Source organism: Chitinimonas sp. BJYL2 (assembly GCF_027257935.1).
In the GTDB taxonomy this organism is placed as follows: domain Bacteria; phylum Pseudomonadota; class Gammaproteobacteria; order Burkholderiales; family Chitinimonadaceae; genus Chitinimonas.
The window spans coordinates 847,383-864,925 of the sequence record NZ_JANZKW010000001.1 but is presented as its reverse complement, the minus strand read 5'-3'; the positions used below and the strand labels follow the sequence as shown (position 1 = coordinate 864,925).

18 protein-coding genes are annotated in these 17,543 nt (G+C 64.1%); 6 read left to right on the top strand and 12 right to left on the bottom strand.

Going from position 1 to position 17,543, the window contains the following annotated elements; translation table 11 throughout:
* Nucleotides 1-21: 21 nt before the first annotated feature.
* The 9 genes from O9X62_RS04090 to aroG form a co-directional block, all read right to left on the bottom strand.
* On the bottom strand, nucleotides 22-621 hold the full coding sequence (locus O9X62_RS04090) for a M15 family metallopeptidase (protein ID WP_269531488.1): 600 nt from the start codon (nucleotides 619-621) through the stop codon (nucleotides 22-24).
* Nucleotides 622-624: 3 nt separating this feature from the next.
* Nucleotides 625-1,533 (bottom strand): LysR family transcriptional regulator, encoded by a 909-nt coding sequence (locus tag O9X62_RS04085; RefSeq protein ID WP_269531487.1) that lies wholly within the window; start codon nucleotides 1,531-1,533, stop codon nucleotides 625-627.
* Between the two features lie 94 nt (nucleotides 1,534-1,627).
* A complete protein-coding gene (locus O9X62_RS04080; protein ID WP_269531486.1) occupies nucleotides 1,628-3,214 on the bottom strand; it encodes an ABC transporter substrate-binding protein in 1,587 nt (528 codons plus the stop codon).
* A gap of 46 nt (nucleotides 3,215-3,260) precedes the next feature.
* Nucleotides 3,261-4,487, bottom strand: a complete 1,227-nt coding sequence (locus O9X62_RS04075) for a serine hydrolase (RefSeq protein WP_269531485.1) — start codon at nucleotides 4,485-4,487, stop codon at nucleotides 3,261-3,263.
* Nucleotides 4,472-5,719, bottom strand: a complete 1,248-nt coding sequence (locus O9X62_RS04070; protein WP_269531484.1) for a D-amino acid dehydrogenase — start codon at nucleotides 5,717-5,719, stop codon at nucleotides 4,472-4,474. Before O9X62_RS04070 ends, O9X62_RS04075 begins: the two co-directional genes overlap by 16 nt.
* Before the next feature lie 82 nt (nucleotides 5,720-5,801).
* Nucleotides 5,802-7,418: a glycoside hydrolase family 10 protein gene (locus O9X62_RS04065; RefSeq protein ID WP_269531483.1), complete on the bottom strand. Its 1,617-nt coding sequence runs from the start codon at nucleotides 7,416-7,418 to the stop codon at nucleotides 5,802-5,804.
* A 185-nt stretch (nucleotides 7,419-7,603) separates the two neighbouring features.
* Entirely contained in the window at nucleotides 7,604-8,494 is an 891-nt protein-coding gene (locus O9X62_RS04060) for an N-acetylmuramic acid 6-phosphate etherase (protein ID WP_269531482.1), read from the bottom strand.
* A gap of 131 nt (nucleotides 8,495-8,625) precedes the next feature.
* Complete coding sequence (locus tag O9X62_RS04055; protein ID WP_269531481.1) at nucleotides 8,626-9,126, bottom strand: biotin/lipoyl-containing protein; 501 nt, start codon at nucleotides 9,124-9,126, stop codon at nucleotides 8,626-8,628.
* Nucleotides 9,126-10,184, bottom strand: a complete 1,059-nt coding sequence (aroG, locus tag O9X62_RS04050) for a 3-deoxy-7-phosphoheptulonate synthase AroG (RefSeq protein WP_269531480.1) — start codon at nucleotides 10,182-10,184, stop codon at nucleotides 9,126-9,128. The genes O9X62_RS04055 and aroG overlap by 1 nt, the downstream gene beginning before the upstream one ends.
* Nucleotides 10,185-10,287: 103 nt before the next feature.
* Between aroG and O9X62_RS04045 the strand changes: the two genes are divergently transcribed.
* Complete coding sequence (locus tag O9X62_RS04045) at nucleotides 10,288-10,542, top strand: hypothetical protein (RefSeq protein WP_269531479.1); 255 nt, start codon at nucleotides 10,288-10,290, stop codon at nucleotides 10,540-10,542.
* A gap of 64 nt (nucleotides 10,543-10,606) precedes the next feature.
* Here O9X62_RS04045 and dksA read toward each other — a convergent pair whose 3' ends face one another.
* Together dksA and O9X62_RS04035 are read right to left on the bottom strand one after the other, a co-directional pair.
* Nucleotides 10,607-11,020: an RNA polymerase-binding protein DksA gene (gene dksA, locus O9X62_RS04040; protein WP_269531478.1), complete on the bottom strand. Its 414-nt coding sequence runs from the start codon at nucleotides 11,018-11,020 to the stop codon at nucleotides 10,607-10,609.
* A gap of 162 nt (nucleotides 11,021-11,182) precedes the next feature.
* Entirely contained in the window at nucleotides 11,183-11,488 is a 306-nt protein-coding gene (locus O9X62_RS04035) for a c-type cytochrome (protein ID WP_269531477.1), read from the bottom strand.
* A 131-nt stretch (nucleotides 11,489-11,619) separates the two neighbouring features.
* Between O9X62_RS04035 and O9X62_RS04030 the strand changes: the two genes are divergently transcribed.
* Entirely contained in the window at nucleotides 11,620-12,525 is a 906-nt protein-coding gene (locus tag O9X62_RS04030; protein ID WP_269531476.1) for an energy transducer TonB, read from the top strand.
* A gap of 134 nt (nucleotides 12,526-12,659) precedes the next feature.
* Here O9X62_RS04030 and O9X62_RS04025 read toward each other — a convergent pair whose 3' ends face one another.
* Entirely contained in the window at nucleotides 12,660-14,078 is a 1,419-nt protein-coding gene (locus O9X62_RS04025; protein ID WP_269531475.1) for a PAS domain-containing protein, read from the bottom strand.
* 79 nt (nucleotides 14,079-14,157) lie between these two features.
* On the opposite strand from O9X62_RS04025, the gene ruvC reads away from it, so the two are divergent.
* From ruvC to ruvB, 4 genes are all read left to right on the top strand, one after another.
* Nucleotides 14,158-14,676 (top strand): crossover junction endodeoxyribonuclease RuvC, encoded by a 519-nt coding sequence (gene ruvC, locus O9X62_RS04020; protein ID WP_269531849.1) that lies wholly within the window; start codon nucleotides 14,158-14,160, stop codon nucleotides 14,674-14,676.
* A gap of 138 nt (nucleotides 14,677-14,814) precedes the next feature.
* Nucleotides 14,815-15,411, top strand: coding sequence for a Holliday junction branch migration protein RuvA (ruvA, locus tag O9X62_RS04015; RefSeq protein WP_269531474.1), 597 nt, complete (start codon nucleotides 14,815-14,817; stop codon nucleotides 15,409-15,411).
* Nucleotides 15,412-15,426: 15 nt separating this feature from the next.
* On the top strand, nucleotides 15,427-16,488 hold the full coding sequence (locus tag O9X62_RS04010; RefSeq protein ID WP_269531473.1) for an NYN domain-containing protein: 1,062 nt from the start codon (nucleotides 15,427-15,429) through the stop codon (nucleotides 16,486-16,488).
* Nucleotides 16,485-17,540, top strand: coding sequence for a Holliday junction branch migration DNA helicase RuvB (ruvB, locus tag O9X62_RS04005; RefSeq protein ID WP_269531472.1), 1,056 nt, complete (start codon nucleotides 16,485-16,487; stop codon nucleotides 17,538-17,540). Before O9X62_RS04010 ends, ruvB begins: the two co-directional genes overlap by 4 nt.
* The last annotated feature ends 3 nt before the right edge of the window (nucleotides 17,541-17,543 follow it).

Sequence of the window (17,543 nt, the reverse complement as noted above, 5' to 3'; positions counted from 1 at the left end):
GCTGCCGGCTGAGGTGTCAGCTCATTCGATCCGCAAATAGCGGCGCCGGACTTCATCGCGGTCGCCGTGATCAAAGTGCCACCACTCGCTGTTGATCCCGCGGAATCCCCCCACCGTCATCGCACTGCGCAGCAGTTGGCGATTGGCAATCTGCGCCTCGGTGATTTTGCCGAGGATCAGATGGCCTTCTTCGAGGGCGGGATGCGAGAGTTCGCTGAGGTCATCAAAGGCCGTGCCCATGTCCAGTTCGCGGCCTTCGGGGTCCAGCACGGTCACATCGACTGCCTTGCCGAAGGAGTGGATCGAGCCGCGCGCCGGGTCAGCTACGTACATCTGCATGGGGGTGCCGGCCAGAAAGTCCCAAAGCTCGATCTGGACCCGGTGCGGGCGCAGTGCATCCAGCACTAGCAGGCGATGGCCCGGCGCGGCATCGGCAAGCCAGCGTGCGGCTTGCATCAGGCCATCGGCCGCTTCACGGTGTAGCCAGGCGCAGTCGACGCGACCATACAGATCGCGGCCGACAAAGTTGTCGGCGCTGGCATAGCGTAGCTCGGTGACGATGCCGTCCAGCGCGGGTAGCGCCACAAAATCCGGATGGCCCGGCAGGTCTTCACAACGCATCGATCAACCCGCCTTGATGGCCTGCAGGCAGCTGCTGGCGGCATCGCGGATGCAGCGCACCAGATAGCGCGCCGATTGCGACAAGGGCGCGGCATTGGCCGTCAACAGGTACAGCTCGACCGGAATGGTGGGCGTCAGCGGCCGGCACTGGGCGCGGGCCGGGTCGGCAGTGGCAGCGGTGAACGGATCGATCACCGCAGCGCCCGCACCGTTCTCCACCAGCGAGCGCGCCAGTTGATAGGTTTGCACCACGGTATGGGCATGCAGGGCCAGCTCGTGGGCGGCACAGGCATCGGCGACCCGGTTGCCGAGCGGATCATCGGCGGGCAGGGCGATCAGGTCGCGCGGCAAATCGGTGATCGCCAGCGGTGTACCCACCTGGACGGGTGGCCAGGTGCCAGCCGGTGCGATCACGGTCATGGGGGCACTGGCCAGCGATTCAGCGACGATGCCAGGGTGTTGCGGGTCTTGCAGCGACAAGGCCATATCGGCCTCGCCCAGCAGCAGCTCGCTGACAATCTCGCGGGTGTGCTGGGTGCCCAGCTTGCAATGCACATCAGGGAATTTGCGCCGCCAGCTGGTAATGGCCGCAGGCAGGATGGACATGGCGAGCGTGGGGGTGGAAACCAGCCGTACATGCTCGGCCTGACGCAACTTGAGGCTGGAGGCCAGCCGGCGTACCGACTGCAGATCACGGTTGAGCTTGTCGACTTCGAGGAACAGCTTCTGTGCCTCGGGCGTGGGATATAGCCGCCCTTTGACGCGCTCGAACAGGGGGAAGCCCAGTTGCAGTTCGCAGTGCTGCAGTACCTTGGAGACGGCGGGCTGCGAGATATACAGCAGCTGTGCGGCACCGCTGATGGTGCCGGCCTGCATCACCGCGTGGAAGACTTCTATGTGGCGTAAGCGCATGGCAAAGACCCTGTGAGGCGTTGGGTGTAAGGCGAATGGAAAAGGGCTGTGGCAGCGGATCGGGGGTTATGCCCGGCCCTTCCATGTCGCACCCTTACCGATAGACATTCTCGAAATCCACGCTGCCGTTCGGGGCCATGACGAAGCCCTGCACATCCTTCTTCATGGGGATATACACGGTTGAGTGGGCCAAGGTAATCCAGGGGCGCTCACGTTTGAAAATTTCCTGCGCCTTTTCGTAAATCTTGATCCGTTTGGCGGGGTCGGTCGTTGCCCGGCCTTCTTCGACCAGCTTGTCGAACTCGGCATTGCAGAACCGGGTGCCGCCCTGGCTGGCGGCACAGGTGAGATTGGGTGCCAGGAAGTCGTCCGCGTCGCCGTTATCGCCCGACCAGCCACTCATATACACCCCATGCTCGCCGTTCTTGGCGCGTCGCAGGTATTCGGCAAACTCATAACTCTTGATATTGACCTTGACGCCGATCTTGCCCCAGTCGGCCTGCAGCATCTGTGCCAGCAGCAAGCCGTTGGGGTTGGTGGGGCGCACCACCGGCAGGGCAAACAAGTCCAGCTCGAAACCATTGGGGAAGCCGGCCTTGCTTAGCAGCTGCTTGGCTTTGGCGGGGTTGAACTCGTTCTTCAGACTCTTGTTGTAACCGACAATCGCAGGCGGGAAGGCGCTCACGGCCTGCATGGCATCACCGCGCGGGAACAGGGTCTTGAAGACGGCGTTGCGATCGACGCTGATGTCGAGTGCCTCGCGCACCTCGCGTTTGGACAGGGCCGGATGCTTGAGGTTGAATGCCAGATAGGAGAGGTTGAGTGCCTGGATCTTGCCCAGTTTGATATCGGGCCGGGCCGTCAGCGTGGCCAGGTCGACATCGCGGGCCGAGGCGGCGATATGGCACTCGCCATTGACCAGCTTCTGCAGGCGCACATTGGCGTCCTTGGCGATCAGGAAGATGAGTTTTTTGGTCTGTTGTGGCTTGCCCCAGTAATCGGGGTTCGCTTCCATGCGTACCGCGGCATCCTTCTGGTAGGACACAAAGCGGTACGGGCCCGTGCCGACCGGGTAATTGTTGATGTTGTTGGCCTGCTTGTTGCGCAGCAACTGGTTGCCGTACTCGGCCGAATGGATGCCGGCGAACGCCATGGCCAGATAGGTGGCAAAGGTCACATTGGCTTTGCGCAGCGTGAAGCGGACCGTGTAGTCGTCCAGCTTCTCGACCTTGTCGATCTGGTCGTTGAAGTTGAGGTTCTGCGGATAGATGAACAGCACGCCCGGCATGGCGAGGTTCATCGGGTGCTTGGGATCGAGGAAGCGCTGGAAGGTGAACAGCACATCATCGGCATTGAACGTGCGCGTGGGCTTGAAGTACGGCGTGGTGTGGAATTTCACCCCGCGCCGGAGCTTGAAGGTGAACACCTTGGCATCGGGCGAGACTTCCCAATGGGTGGCCAGCTGGGGCTCCAGCGCCGTGCCGCCGCGCTTGAATCCGACCAGGCCCTGGAACATCTGGGCGGTGGTGTTGTTGGTGCCGGCAGCATCCCACATGCCGGGGTCGAAGCCTTCCGGGGCTGCATCGGCGCAGTACACCAGCGGTTTGGCTGCCAGTGCCGGCGCCATCAGCAGGCTGCCGAGCAGGGCGGGAAGGAGCAGGCGGGTGCAGGGCTTCAACATCAAACAACTCCAGTCGGTGAGGCGGGACCGTGTGACGGCGCCCGGGTTATTCCAGATGCTGCTTCAGCCAGGTATCGACGGCAGCACCGATTTGCGGAATGCGCCAATCGGTGGCGCAGACGGCATCGGGTGCATAGCGGGTACCCAGATTCGTCAGCAGGGCAATCAGGTAACGGCGACCCCCCTTGCCTTCTACCCAGCCGGCATCCGATACGTAATTCTCGGTGGTGCCGGTCTTGTGGGCAAATCGGACGGTCGCACGGGCGTTTTCGGGGCGTACATCAGCAGGGAAGTCATAGTCGTCGGCCCGCACGCTGCCATCGGACTGGATCCAGCGCGTCGGCAGCTGCGCCGGTATGCCGCGCTGCCAGCCGGCCACGCCGGCCAAGGCCGTAGACGAGAGGATTTCGTGCAGTGCCTGATCCTGCATCCAGCCCCAGAAGCGCGCGCGGCTAGCGGGTGACAGCGGTGCGGTGGTGCTGGCAGGCAGCCAGGGGGCGGCCGGCAGGGTATCCAGCAATAACCAGAGCAGGCGTGCACTGTCCCAGGCGGTCATGTGCAGATGGCCTACACCGGCACCGTCGCCATTGCGCCAGCCACCGTCGGCCTTGGTGTTGTTGAGTTGCAGGGTGGGCAGTCCCAGCTGGCTGAACAGGGTATTGAGACCGTTGTGTACTTCGCCGCTGGCGTCGCGGGTGATCAGGCCGGCATGATGCAGCAAGGCGACCATGGCCGAGGTGGCGTCATTGTTGCTGGTGACGATCATGGCGTCGCACCAGGCAGCGATGGTCTGGGTTTGCTCGCCATATACCCAGGGCTGCGACCAGTCGTAACGGCCGGTATCGAGCAAGCGGCAGACGCCCACAGCGACCATGACCTTGAGCAGGCTGGCCGGATAGGGGGCCACGTGGCGATGTGGCCCGGTGCCTGCCAGCGTGGTCCAGTTCAGTTGGTCCCAATGGCTATCCGGCGCCCAGACGATGCAGTTGCGCGCGGCATCGGTCTGGTCGGCGAGGAAATGCACATTCGCGAGCGAGGCGCCATCGGCAGGGATCTCGCCGATCAGCCCGTCCGGGTATTCGCGGGAGAACAGCACATTGGCCCAGACAGGTGCGCCCTGCTCCGGAAAAGCGATCACGGCCAGATCGAGGCTGGGGTGGTGGCGCACCGGGGCGCCATCCAGCAGGCTATCGCGCACCCCGCCCAGATCGACCTTGCGGACGATATCCCGCAAGGCTTGGGCGAGGGCGATGTGGTTCAGTGGTTTTTCCATGTGAAGCTGTCGTCTGCCAATGGGCTGGGTTTGCCAAGCATTTCGGCTGCCAGTATGCGTGCGGTGCCGGTGGCAAAGGTGAAGCCCAGCGGGCCGTGGCCCAGATTGAACCAGAGACCCGGTACCGGCGTCTTGCCCACGATGGGGGCGCCATCCGGTGTTGCGGGGCGCAGGCCTGCCCAGGGAATGGCGCGGCCATAATCCCCAGCGAGCGGCATGTCGGCACGCGCCTGTCGCATCAGGGTATCGATCCGTGCCGGGTCGATACGTTCATCTTCACCGACCAGATCGACCATGGCGGCGATGCGCAGACGATCACCGATCCGTGCGTAGAGGATCTTGCGCTCAAAGTCGGTAATGCTGGCAGCGGGCGGCGTGTGCACGCCGTTGATCGGCGCGGTCAGGCTATAGCCCTTGAGTGGGTAAATGGGCAGGCGCAGGCCCAGGCTGCGGGCCAGATGGCGGCTCTGGATGCCCGCGGCCAGCACATAGGACTCGGCCTCGTGATGGCCCGAGCGGGTTTGCAGCACCAGTCGGCCATGCGGGTTGTGGCGGAAACCGGTCGCTTCGTCATTGATCATGCCGGCAAAATTGGGGTGCTGGCGCAGCTTGCTCATCAGCGCCAGGCAGAAGCCTTGGCAATCGGCCACGGCCTCGTCGCGGGTGTAGATGCCACCTTGCAGGCGATCCGCCAGAGAGGCGAGCACGGGTTCCGCCTGCAGACATTCGGCGGCATTGAAGACCTGTTGCTCGGGATGGGTGCCGGTGCTGCGTACAGCTTTGCGGAAGATGGATTCGGTGCGGTAGACCACCAGCTTGCCGGCTTCTTTCCAGTCGAAATCGGGCAGCTGATGTTCGTTGATCAGGGCGCCGATGCTGGCCTTGCTGAGTTCACCCAGACGGGCGAGCTTGGCGGTGGTCTCGCGATTGGCCTGGCCATGGCAGCGCTGCAGGAAGCGCATCAGCCAGATCCACTGGTCCATGTCGAACGAGGGCCTGAAACGCAAGGGCCCGTCACGGTCCATCAGCCAGCCCAGTGCCTTGGCGGGCACGCCCGCATCGGCCAGCGGCGCCACATAGCGGTAACTCAGCTGGCCACCGTTGAGGTAGCTTGCGCCCGTACCCACGGTAGCGGCGCGCTCCAGCAGACTGACCTTGAACCCGGCCTCAGCGAGATACCAGGCGCTGCTCACGCCCACGACACCTCCGCCGATAACGCAAACCTCGCGCATGAAAACTCTGCCTGCTTTGTTGTTGACCATCCAAGCCTAAGCTACGCCCGGAGTGCCTCACCAATGCTGGCTTGCGCTCAGGTCATAACCCTTTGGAATGGTCTGCCCGTGGCAGGGGTGCCGGTGCGGGACAATCCAGCTCAAGCTGGGTGGGTGCGCTTTCATTGCCCACCCGATCTACTGCGGTAACCGAGACCCGGCTCGCGCCAAGGGCGCTGACGGTGGTCTGGTTTGCCGGCACCGAGTCAAAGCGCCATACGTGATCTTGCATGCGCCATATCGCAAAGCGAACGGCCGGCTTGCCCGGTGCGGCGCGTACCTGCAGCGCGCTGGCACGGGCCTGTCCGGCTTCGCAGACAGGTGTCAGCCACGGGGCCAGCGGTGCAGTGGCATCCAGCCAGGGGCTGGCCGGGACCAGCGCTGCCTCGGCGTACAAGCCCTGTTGCAGCTGGCTGCGTATGCCTTTGCGATCCTGTAGCAGCGCGATCATGCTGAAGTGGATCTGGCCGCTGGCACCTGGCTGGGCGCGGCTCAGTTCGATCTGGCGGAGAATTTCCTCGGCCGGCCAGCTGCGGTTGGAGCCGGTGAGGGCGCTGGTGTACAGGCCGGGCCAGAGGTGACGGCGTTTGACGTTTTCCTTGTCCCAGCCTGCCAGCAGGACGGGGAAGGCCTGCTGCGGCGGGTCAATCGCCCAATACAGCTGCGGTGCCAGATAATCCAGCCAGCCTTCGCGCAGCCACAGCTCGGCATCGGCATAGAGTTTGTCGTACTGGCTGAAGCCGACCAGACCGGGTGCACGGCGATCGGGCTTGCCCAGACCAAAGGGGCTCACACCTACCTTGACCCAAGGTTTGACCGCATGCACAGCACGGTACAGGTGCTCGATCAGGCGATTGACGTTATCGCGGCGCCAGTCATCGCGGGCCAGCTTGCCGCCGCCGGCCACATAACGCTGCCAGCTGGGCTCGTCGGGAAAGGGGACTTCACTGCCATTGGCGGCGTTGACCGGGTAGGGATAGAAATAGTCATCGATATGCACACCGTCGAGGTCGTAGCGGCGCACGACATCGGTAATCACGTCGAGCGCACGTTGTTCAGCGGCGGCCTCGCCCGGGTCCATCCACAGATAATCGCCATAACTTTTGACAAGTTGCGGGTGGGTCTTGCTGATATGGGTCGCGGCGGCCGGGCTCTTGGCATTGGCGTGCCGTGCGCGGTAAGGGTTGAACCAGGCATGCAGCTCGATGCCGCGCTTGTGCGCCTCTTCTACCCAGAATGCCAGCGGGTCATACAGTGGTTGCGGTGCCTTGCCCTGTTCGCCGCTCAGGTATTCGGACCAGGGTTCGAACGGCGAGGGGTAGATCGCATCGGCGGTGGGGCGCACCTGCAGGACCAGTGCGTTGAGATTGGTCGCGACGGCGCTGTCCAGTATGGCCAGTGCCTCGGCCTGTTGTTGCTCGCTGCTCAATCCCGGCTTGCTGGGCCAGTCGATATTGGCCACGGTCGATACCCATGCGGCGCGGAATTCGCGTGGCGCGGGCGGTGGCGTCGGCGTGTCCACCCGGTTGGGCGCCGCGGCGGGCGCGCCAGGCATGGCGGTTGGTACTGGCGGCGTGGCGCATCCGGCCAGCAGGAGCAGGCCCGCAAACAGGGCCATGGGTAGACGACTGGCGGTGGCGGCAATACGGACGGTAGGCATGTTTGAGCGAGGTCAGGCAGCAGACAAGGCCAGACTGTAGCGCAGCTCCCGCTCGGGCTGCGTAGCTGACCAAGAAAAAACAGGGTACCCGAGGGCACCCTGTCGAGAATCCCGCCGTACTTGGAGAGCGGCAGCGGGGGATGGAGACGGTTTGGGCAAGGCGCAGGCGCTCGCGTTCCCGAGCGTTACCGGCCGGACGACGCCAATGCCAGCCGGACGCTGCCCTGCGTGGCGTCCAGACGGACGCGTGCCGCATCGGGGGAGAGATTCAGACGCAGCGCCACAATCGCCAGTTTGACGTGGTGATCACAGGCCTTGAGCATGGTTTCGGCTTCCTGCTCGCTAGCCCCGCTGGCCAGCGTGGTCAGGGCGATGGCGCGCCGACGCAGCTTGGCATTGGTGGCCTTGAGATCGACCATCAGGTTGCCGTAGACCTTGTTGAGCCGGACCATCAGGGCGCTCGAAAAGGTGTTCAGGGCGATCTTCTGCGAGGTGCCGGCCTTGAGCCGGGTGCTGCCGGAAATCACTTCGGGGCCGGTATCTAGCGTGACGCCGACTTCGGCCTCGCGGGCGACCGGTGCGTCGGGATTGTTGGCAAAGCCAACCGTCAGCGCACCGCAGTTGCGGGCAGCATGCAGCGCACCCAGCACATAGGGCGTGGCGCCGGATGCCGCCAGCAGGAGCACCACATCGTCTGCCGTGGGCTGATGGGCCAGCAGATCGGCGGCACCTTGTTCGCGATTGTCTTCGGCGCCTTCAACGGCAACGAACATGGCGTCGCGACCACCTGCCAGCACGGCCAGCGCGCGTTCATTGGGCCAGGAGAAGGTTGGCAGCAGCTCCACGCCGTCGAGCACGCCCAGTCGTCCCGAGGTGCCCGCACCCACATAGATCAGCCGGCCGCCGCGCAACATGCGCGGCAGGGCGAGTGTCAGTGCTTGCGCCAGTGCGCCGCTGGCCGCCTGGACGGCATCGACGGCCTGATGCTGGTCATGGATGAACGCGGACAGCAGGGCCGCATCGTCGTACTGGTCGAGATCGGCGTGTACGGTGCTGGGGGTTTCGGTGCGCAACATCGAGAGGGCTTTGTGAGCTGGGGTTAAGCCCACTCTAGGACCACTGGCGCAGCCGCGCCAATGCCGGCCCAGTGCCGCGCCATAACATCAGGGAATGGTCGGGCGTACCAGATCGATGCATCCGTACTGGTTCAGCGGCCGATAAGTTGCCGCAAGCTGGCCAGCAGGCGGAGCTCGGCACGTGCATGCCGTTCCACATCCGGGCGCTCCAGCGCGGCCCCCTGGCGCGGGACCTCGGCGGGTGCCAGGCCCAGCGCGGCACACAGGGCCAGTGCCTCGGGGCTGACGCTGCTTGGTGGCGTCTCGGGGTGGACGAGCTTGCAGGCGGGTACGGACAGATTGGCGGCTGCATCGTCAGCGGCCACCATCAGGTTGCCGAAATGGGGCTCTTCGGCTTCGATCATGGCGATCAGGTCGTTGGCGACGATGACTTCGCCGACCACGACGCAGTGCTCGGTAACGACACCCGCCATGGGTGCCGGCACCAGCAGATCACCGCTGGCGAGCGACAGCCGCACCAGCGGGGTGTCCGTCAGCACCGTCGCACCTGGATGCGCGAGCCATTCGATAACCGTGGCCACCGTGGCCAGGTCATCGGGTGCACAAACCAGGTGCGTGGTGGTGTCGGGCATCAGCGTGCCTTGCGGCGCTCTGCCACGGCAGCTGCGAGTCCACGCAGCAGGGTCACGCTGTCATCCCAGCCCAGGCAGGCATCGGTGATACTGCAGCCGTATTGCAGCGGCTTGCCCTCGACGAGGTCCTGGCGACCCTCAACGAGATGGCTTTCGACCATCACGCCGAAAATCGCCTGGTTGCCGGCGGCAATCTGCCCGGCCACGTCCTGACCCACGATCGACTGACGGCGGTAATCCTTGCTGCTGTTGGCGTGGCTGAAATCCACCATCACCTTTTCCGGCAGGCCGGCGGCGGCGAGTTCCTTGACCGCGGCATCCACGAATTCGGCGCTGTAATTGGGTGTCTTGCCGCCCCGCAGGATCACGTGGCAATCGGGGTTGCCGCCGGTGGCGACAATAGCCGAGTGGCCGAACTTGGTCACCGAGAGGAAGTGGTGCGGCACGCTGGCGGCGCGGATCGCATCGACGGCGATCTTGAGGTTGCCATCGGTGCCGTTCTTGAAGCCGACCGGGCTGGAGAGGCCCGAGGCCAGCTCGCGGTGCACCTGCGATTCGGTGGTACGTGCGCCGATCGCGCCCCAGCTGATCAGATCCGCATAGTATTGCGGTGTGATCATGTCGAGGAATTCGGTGGCGGCGGGCATCCCCATGTCGTTCAGGTCCAGCAGCAGCTTGCGGGCAATGCGCAGGCCGTTGTTGATATCGAAGCTGCCATCCAGATGCGGGTCGTTGATCAGGCCCTTCCAGCCTACGGTGGTGCGCGGCTTTTCAAAATACACGCGCATCACGATGATCAGGTCGCGGCTCAGTTCTTCGCGCAGCGCCAGCAGGCGGCGGCCATAATCGAGCGCGGCTTCGGGGTCGTGGATCGAACACGGGCCGACGACCACGAGCAGGCGGTCGTCTTCGCCAGCCAGGATGCGGTGGATCGCCTGGCGGGTTTCGTATGTGGTGGTGGTTGCAACCTCGCTGACCGGAAACTTTTCCAGCGCGGCGATAGGGGGAAGCAACTCCTTGATTTCCTTGATGCGGACGTCGTCGGTCTGGAACAGCATGGTCTGGATATTCGGTTGGCTAGTACGGGGAAATCTAGGGTAAGGGTAAGCCGTGTTGCGGTGCAAATAACTTTGCTTGATGGGTTTGATAGGCAGGCTGAATATGAAAACAGGGACAAGGTCGCGGATTCTGCAGGCATTGCAGCGCGTGCTGGCCTGGCTGACCTCGCTGGCCGCCTTGCTGCTGGCGGCGATAGCGGCCTACAGCCTGCTGAGCACGCTGTGGCGGCAGCTGGCCTATGGTGGCGATGCCTATGGCTCCGCCTGGGCGCGAATCGGCCTGCAGGCTGGCTTGCTGGTGCTGGCGGGCATGCTCTGGTGGGGATTGCGCCGCTGGCGCTTGCCACCATTGCGATAGCAAAAAAACAAAACCGCCGGTCATGGCCGGCGGCTGTGTGGGTGCTGCGAATACCGTCAGACGCTCAGTCGGCGTACTGCTTTTTCATCCGCTCACGGCGCTCCTGCGCTTCCACGCTCAGCGTGGCCGTCGGGCGGGCCAGCAGGCGGGCGAGACCGATGGGTTCGCCGGTGTCGTCGCAGTAACCGTAGTCGCCTTCGTCGATGCGCTTGACCATGGAATCGATCTTGGCCAGCAGCTTGCGCTCGCGGTCGCGGGTACGCAGTTCCAGCGCGTACTCTTCTTCCAGCGTGGCGCGGTCGGCAGGATCGGGCGTCGCTTCCTGTTCTTGCAGATGCTGGCTGGTGGCTGTTGCGTTGGCGAGCAGTTCAGCCTTCATGTCGAGCAGGCGTTGGCGGAAGAACGCGAGGTGATCCTCGTTCATGTAGTCGTCGCCCTGCCATTTGAGGATGTCTTCCTCGGTGAGCTTCTTGGCCATGCTGGCTCCTCCACGCTGGTTGAGGGTCTGGCAGCCGGTCTGGCCGGACATGCCTCCCAAATTGGGGCGCGAGCTTAACGGGCTGACCCTGCTCTTGCAACCGTCATAATGCGACAGTGGCCGGCCATGCCACACAGGCTGGCCGGCAAGCCGCCTTGCTGCTTACTTCTGCGACAGAATCCACTTCACGATTACCTTCAAATCTGCTTCGCTGGCGGTCTGTGGTGGCATCGGTACCGGCCCCCAGGTACCCGAGCCGCCCTTCTTGATCTTGCCGATCAACATGGCCTCGGCGTTTTTCTGGGCTGCATATTTCTTGGCCACATCCTTGTAAGAGGGGCCCACGACCTTGGTGGCTACCTGGTGACAGGCCATGCAATTGTTCTTGGTGGCCAAGGCCAGGCCATCAGGCGCAGCATGGGCACTCAGGGCAAGGCCGGCAAACAGGGCAAGCGGAAGCAGCTTCATGGTGGGTCTCCGGGGGAAGTGTTGGTTGTTGGGAACGATCTTAGACCTGCCCTGCGGGCGATGCAAACGAGCGGGCGAGCCGTCCAAGACGGCGTGCTACACTGCCCCGCGACCGGTTTCACCCCGCTCCGATGTCTACTCCGACCCTCGAAATACGCCCTTCCAGCAATCGCCCCTTCATCGTCGCCGTCAGCTTGTCGGTGCTGACGCACGTCGTTGTGATTGCCCTCGTCCGTTTTGAGCCGCCCGATCCGCGCACGCTGTTCAATCGCCTGCCGATGGAAGTGGTGCTGGTCAACGCGCGTGCCAAGACCGTACCGGTCAAGCCCGACGTGCTTGCGCAGGCCAACCTCGATGGTGGCGGCAACACGGATCGCCTCAACGAGCGCATCAAGACGCCCTTGCCCGCACAAGACGTGGTATCGCCCAGTCACGAGCTGATGCAGGCCAGCAAGCGCGTCACCGAGCAGGAAACCCGCTTGCGCAAGCTGCTGGAGGCCTCCAGAGAGGGGGCGAAGCTGATCGCCGAAGCGCAGAAACCCAAGCCCTCGCCCAATGACAATCCGCTCGAAACCGACGCGCTGCGCAAGCAGGCCAGCGAGATCGCGCGCATGGAGGGCGAGATTGCCCGTGAGCTGTCGGCCTACCAGAGCCGGCCGCGCAAGGCCTTTGTCGGCGCGCGGGCACGCGGGGTGGTTGAAGCACGCTATGTGGATGACTGGCGCATCAAGGTTGAGCGTATCGGCACACTCAATTACCCGACCAGCGGCCGGGGTGAGCGTCTGTCGGGCAAGTTGTTGATCACGGTGGAAATCCACGCCGACGGTGCCATCGGCGCGATCAGCATCGACCACTCATCCGGCAATCCCGAACTCGATGCTGCGGCCAAGCGCATCCTCAAGATGGCGGCTCCGTTCCCGGCCTTGCCGCGCGGCATACTCGATGCGCAGGGCAAGCCAGCCGATATCCTCTCGATCACCCGCGCCTGGACGTTTGCGCGTGGCGATTTGCAGTCGTCGGCGGCAACGTCGCAATAGGGCGAACAAGGCGGCCGGGGCGTATGACCCGCAATGTATAAACGGCGGGGTGCGTTGCACCGGCGCGCGCGGGAATCAGGTAACCACCATGGTGCGATGCAAGGCGGCTTCTGGCCCGATGGCCCGCCCGAGTCTTAAGGCGGCAGATCGCGCTGGGCCCCGGCCTTGAGGAATTCGCTGGTGGCCCCCACCAGCCGGCGCGCCTGCTCGACCGCGCGCTTGAGATGGGGCAATGCACGCTCCACATCGGCCGGGTTGCGCTCCAGGATCTGCACGATCTGGCGCAGCTGGTCCAGCGGTGCGGTGAGCCCGCCGCTCACATTCTCCAGCAGCTTTTCCTTCATCAGCATGTCCGCTTCAAGTGCTTCCTTGTCGCGCTTGAAACGCTGCTCGCTGAGCCGCCAGGGGCCGATATCCTGCGCGATCACGCTGTAGCCCTTGAGTGCACCACCGCGCTTGTGGGCGATCAGGGTCAGCATCACAGGCAGGTTGCGCCCGTCGCGGCTGACCAAGGCCATCTCGCCGCGCCATACGCCGTCCTTGGTGGCCAGGGGCAGGCAGGTCTGCAGAAAGTGAGGTTGCGCCCAGGCGGGTAGCAGATCGGTCAGAAAAAGATCGTGTACCGCCTCTTCGCCGATGCGCAGCCATTCGTGACCCGCCGGGTTGATGCGCTGGAGCTGCCCGGCCGGGTCGGCCCAGGCCATGGCATCGCGGCTGCGCTCGACCAGTTCGGTCGCCAGTATCTGGCGCTCATGCTCGCGTTGGCGCTGGTCGGTATCGCGCAGGATGGTGAGCACGCAGTCGCGGTCGGCGTGCCTGAGCGGGGTAGTCATTGCCTCGACCCAGCGGGGTTCGCCTTCGCGTGGCACCAGTAGCCAGTCGTAACGTTGCGGCTGGCCGCGACGGGCGGCGCTGATATGGCTGGCTTCAAGCCTGGCATCAAAGCCCTCGGTCACAGCCGAAAAATCCACCAGTTTCTGGCGCAGCAGTTCGGCGCGCGAGCAGGCGAGCATGGCCAGCATGGCGGCATTGCCATCCAGGATGTCGAGCGTGGCGGCATCGCGCACCAGCAGCGCATCGCCGGCCGAGGAGAACACGGCATTGCCGATCTCGTTACGACGCGGTGCCGCGCTGCCCGCCGTGGTGGGCGATACCAGGCAGTCGAAACGCAGGGGCTGGCCGGATTCGCTGTGTGCAATGCGGCAGTGGTGTTGCACCCAGGTGATGTCGCCATCGGCAGCGACGAGCCGGTAGACGAACGCGGCTTCGCTGCCGGGAGCTTGGGCGACTTTGTCCATGCCCAGCCACACGGCGGGTTTGTCTTCGGGGTGGATCGCCTCAAGCCAGAAGTTGGGATGGGCGCTGAGCACTGGTACCGGCTCACCATAGAGTTCGGACGCCGACTGCGACAGGAACAGCAGTTCGTCGCGAGCCAGGTTCAGCGAGAACACCACGCTGCGCAAGCTGCTGAGCACGGCACCGCCCTGCCGGAATGCCTCGGCCATGGCCTCCTGGCTCAGATTGGGGTTGCTGGGAAAGTATTTGCGAACCATGGGCGTTTGTCTCAGTCGCCGTGCTTGGAGCCCGGACACGTATAATCGGCAGGATACACCGCGACTTGAAGGAACTCCCATTCGTATTCTCGGCATCGACCCCGGTTTGCGGACCACCGGCTTCGGCGTGATCGAGGCTGTGGGCCAGCAGCGCGTCTATGTGGCCAGTGGCTGCATCCGCTCCGGCGAAGGCACGCTGCCCGAGCGCCTCAAGGTCTTGCTCGACGGCATTGCCGAGGTTTGCGAGCGCTACCAGCCGCAGCAATCGGCGGTGGAGCAGGTGTTCGTCAACGTCAATCCGCAATCGACCCTGCTATTGGGACAGGCGCGTGGCGCGGCGCTATCGGCGCTGGTGCTGGCGGGCTTGCCGGTGGCTGAGTACACGGCGCTACAGGTCAAACAGGCCGTGGTTGGCAACGGCCATGCGGCCAAGGAACAGGTCAGCCATATGGTGCAGCGCCTGCTCAATCTGGCCGGCGCGCCACAGGCTGATGCGGCCGATGCGCTGGCCTGTGCGCTGACCCATGCCAACCATGCGACGGGCGGTTTGGCGAATGTGGGTTTCAAGTCCCGCCGCGGCAGATGGGTCAGCCTGTGAGCGGTAGAGTAGGGTGCAAAGGCTGCGCGCATTGCATCATTTCACTCGTCTGGGTGCGCCAGGTTCGGTGCAATGCGCTGCGCTTATTGCACCCTACGCAAACATCATCCGATATTCCTCAACGCTGACGGACACCCCATGATCGGCAAACTCACCGGCACCCTGCTGGAAAAGCACCCCCCGCAAATCCTGCTCGATGTGGGTGGCGTGGGCTATGAACTCGATGTGCCGATGTCCACGCTATATGTGCTGCCGCATGCGGGTGATGCGACCTCGGTGTACGTGCACATGGTGGTGCGCGAAGATGCCCAGCTGCTCTACGGTTTTGCCACGCGCAGCGAGCGCGAGACCTTCCGGCAACTGATCAAGATTACCGGCATCGGCCCCAAGATTGCCCTGGCTGTGCTCTCGGGGATGACGGCCGATGAGCTGGCCAGCACCATCGAGCGCGAGGATGCCGCCCGGCTGGCCAAGGTGCCCGGCATCGGCAAGAAGACGGCCGAGCGCCTCGTGCTGGAATTGCGCGGCAAGCTTGCCGGTACCAGCGCGCCGGGTGCCAAGCCGGCCGATGCCTTGTTCATCCGGCCCGCCAGCGCCCGTGACGATGTGGCCAATGCCTTGCTGGCACTGGGTTACAACAGCAAAGAAGCCGAGATGGCGATCAAGCTGCTGCCCGAAGAAGTGGGCGTGAACGACGGCATCCGCCTCGCACTCAAATCGCTGGCCAAGGGTTGATCCCGGGAGTACACCATGAGCAATGTCGCCGTACTGATCGATGCCGATAATGTATCGCCGCGCTGGATACGCGCAGTGCTGGCCGAGGCCGCCACGCTGGGCACACTGGCGCTCAAGCGCGTGTATGGCGACTTCAGCCGTGCCAACCATCAGGAATGGCGCGAGCTGTGTGCCGAGTTTGCGATCCAGCCGATTCAGCAATACCCGAACACCAAGGGCAAGAACGCATCCGATATCGCCATGGTCATCGACGCGATGGATCTGCTGCATGCCAATCGCTACAGCGCGTTCTGCCTGGTTTCCAGCGATTCCGATTTCAGCCGGCTGGCCACCCGCCTGCGCGAGAATGGTGGCCATGTCTGGGGTTTTGGCGAGCAGAAGACGCCCAAGGCCTTTGTGGCAGCCTGCACCCGCTTTGTTTACGTGGAAGTGCTGACCGACGAGGAAGAACCGCGTCCCGTGGTGGAAGCGACGAGCACCACACCCAAGGGCAAGCGCGGCAAAAACAAGCCCGCTGCCGAGACCAAGCGTGATGCACCACCGGCCCCTGCCGCCCAGCAGCGTGTGCTGCTGCCCTTCGACAAGCCGGTCAAAATCCTGCTCAAAGCCGTGGTGGCACGCAGTCTGGATGAAGACGGCTGGGCCAGCATGGGCGAGGTGGGCAGCCTGATCAACAAGCAGCAACCGGCATTCGACTCGCGCAACTATGGTTTCGGCAAACTCTCCGACATGCTGCGCAAATCGGGTCTGTTCGAGCTGCAAAGCCACCGCAACGGCTTGATGGTGCGGCCCAAGGCTGGCAATGGCGGTGTGGCGCCGACACCGTCTGCACCCACCGAGCCCGCTCGTTCCGCACCACTGACCCAGGCTGATTACGAGCAGCAGCTGCGCGCAGCCATTACGCGTCACAAGAAGGTCAAATGGGCTTCGCTCAAGGCGGTGCGCGCTGATCTGGATGCTGCGCTCGCCCGCTATGACAGCAGCAGCTTTTCGCCCGAAGCCGTTTATGGCGGAAAATGGCCGGCCTGGGTCGAGATGGTGGGTAACAACTCGATCCGCATCAAGGAATCAGCGTGATCCAGACCGACAAACTTGCTACCGCCGCGCCCGAACGCATTGTCACCCCTAGCCGCCAGTCCAGCCAGGAAGAGGCGCTGGAGCGCGCGCTGCGGCCCAAACAGCTCGATGAGTATGTGGGTCAGGAAAAAGCCCGTGGCCAGTTGCAGATTTTCATCGAGGCCACCAAGAAGCGCGGCGAGGCGCTCGACCATGTGCTGCTGTTCGGTCCGCCGGGTCTGGGCAAGACCACCCTGGCCAACATCATCGCCCGCGAACTGGGCGTGAACCTGCGCCAGACCTCGGGCCCGGTGCTGGAGCGCGCTGGCGATCTGGCCGCCATGCTCACCAATCTGGAACCGCACGATGTGCTGTTCATCGACGAAATCCACCGCCTGAGCCCGGTGGTGGAGGAAATCCTTTATCCGGCACTGGAGGACTTCCAGCTCGACATCATGATCGGCGAAGGCCCGGCGGCGCGCTCGGTCAAGCTCGATCTGCCGCCGTTCACGCTGGTGGGCGCGACCACCCGCGCGGGCATGCTGACCAACCCGCTGCGCGACCGTTTCGGCATTGTGGCGCGGCTGGAGTTCTACACGCCCGATGAGCTGACACGCATCGTCACGCGCTCGGCGGGCCTGCTCAATGTGGAGATCGACGCCGACGGCGCCTTCGAGATTGCTCGCCGCTCGCGCGGTACGCCGCGGATCGCCAACCGCCTGCTGCGCCGCGTGCGCGACTTTGCCGAGGTCAAATACGATGGCCGCATCACCCGCGATGCCGCCGATGCCGCGCTGACCATGCTGGATGTGGACCATGCTGGGCTTGATGTGATGGACCGCAAGCTGCTCTCCGCCGTGATCGAGAAGTTCGGCGGCGGCCCGGTGGGCCTCGACAATGTAGCCGCGGCGATCGGCGAGGCGTCCGATACCATCGAGGATGTGCTGGAACCGTATCTGATCCAGCAGGGTCTGTTGCAGCGTACGCCGCGCGGGCGCATGGCGACCTTGCTGGCGTATGAACACTTCGGCCTCAAGCCGGCCAGCCGTGGCAATGATCTGTTTGGCGACTGATAT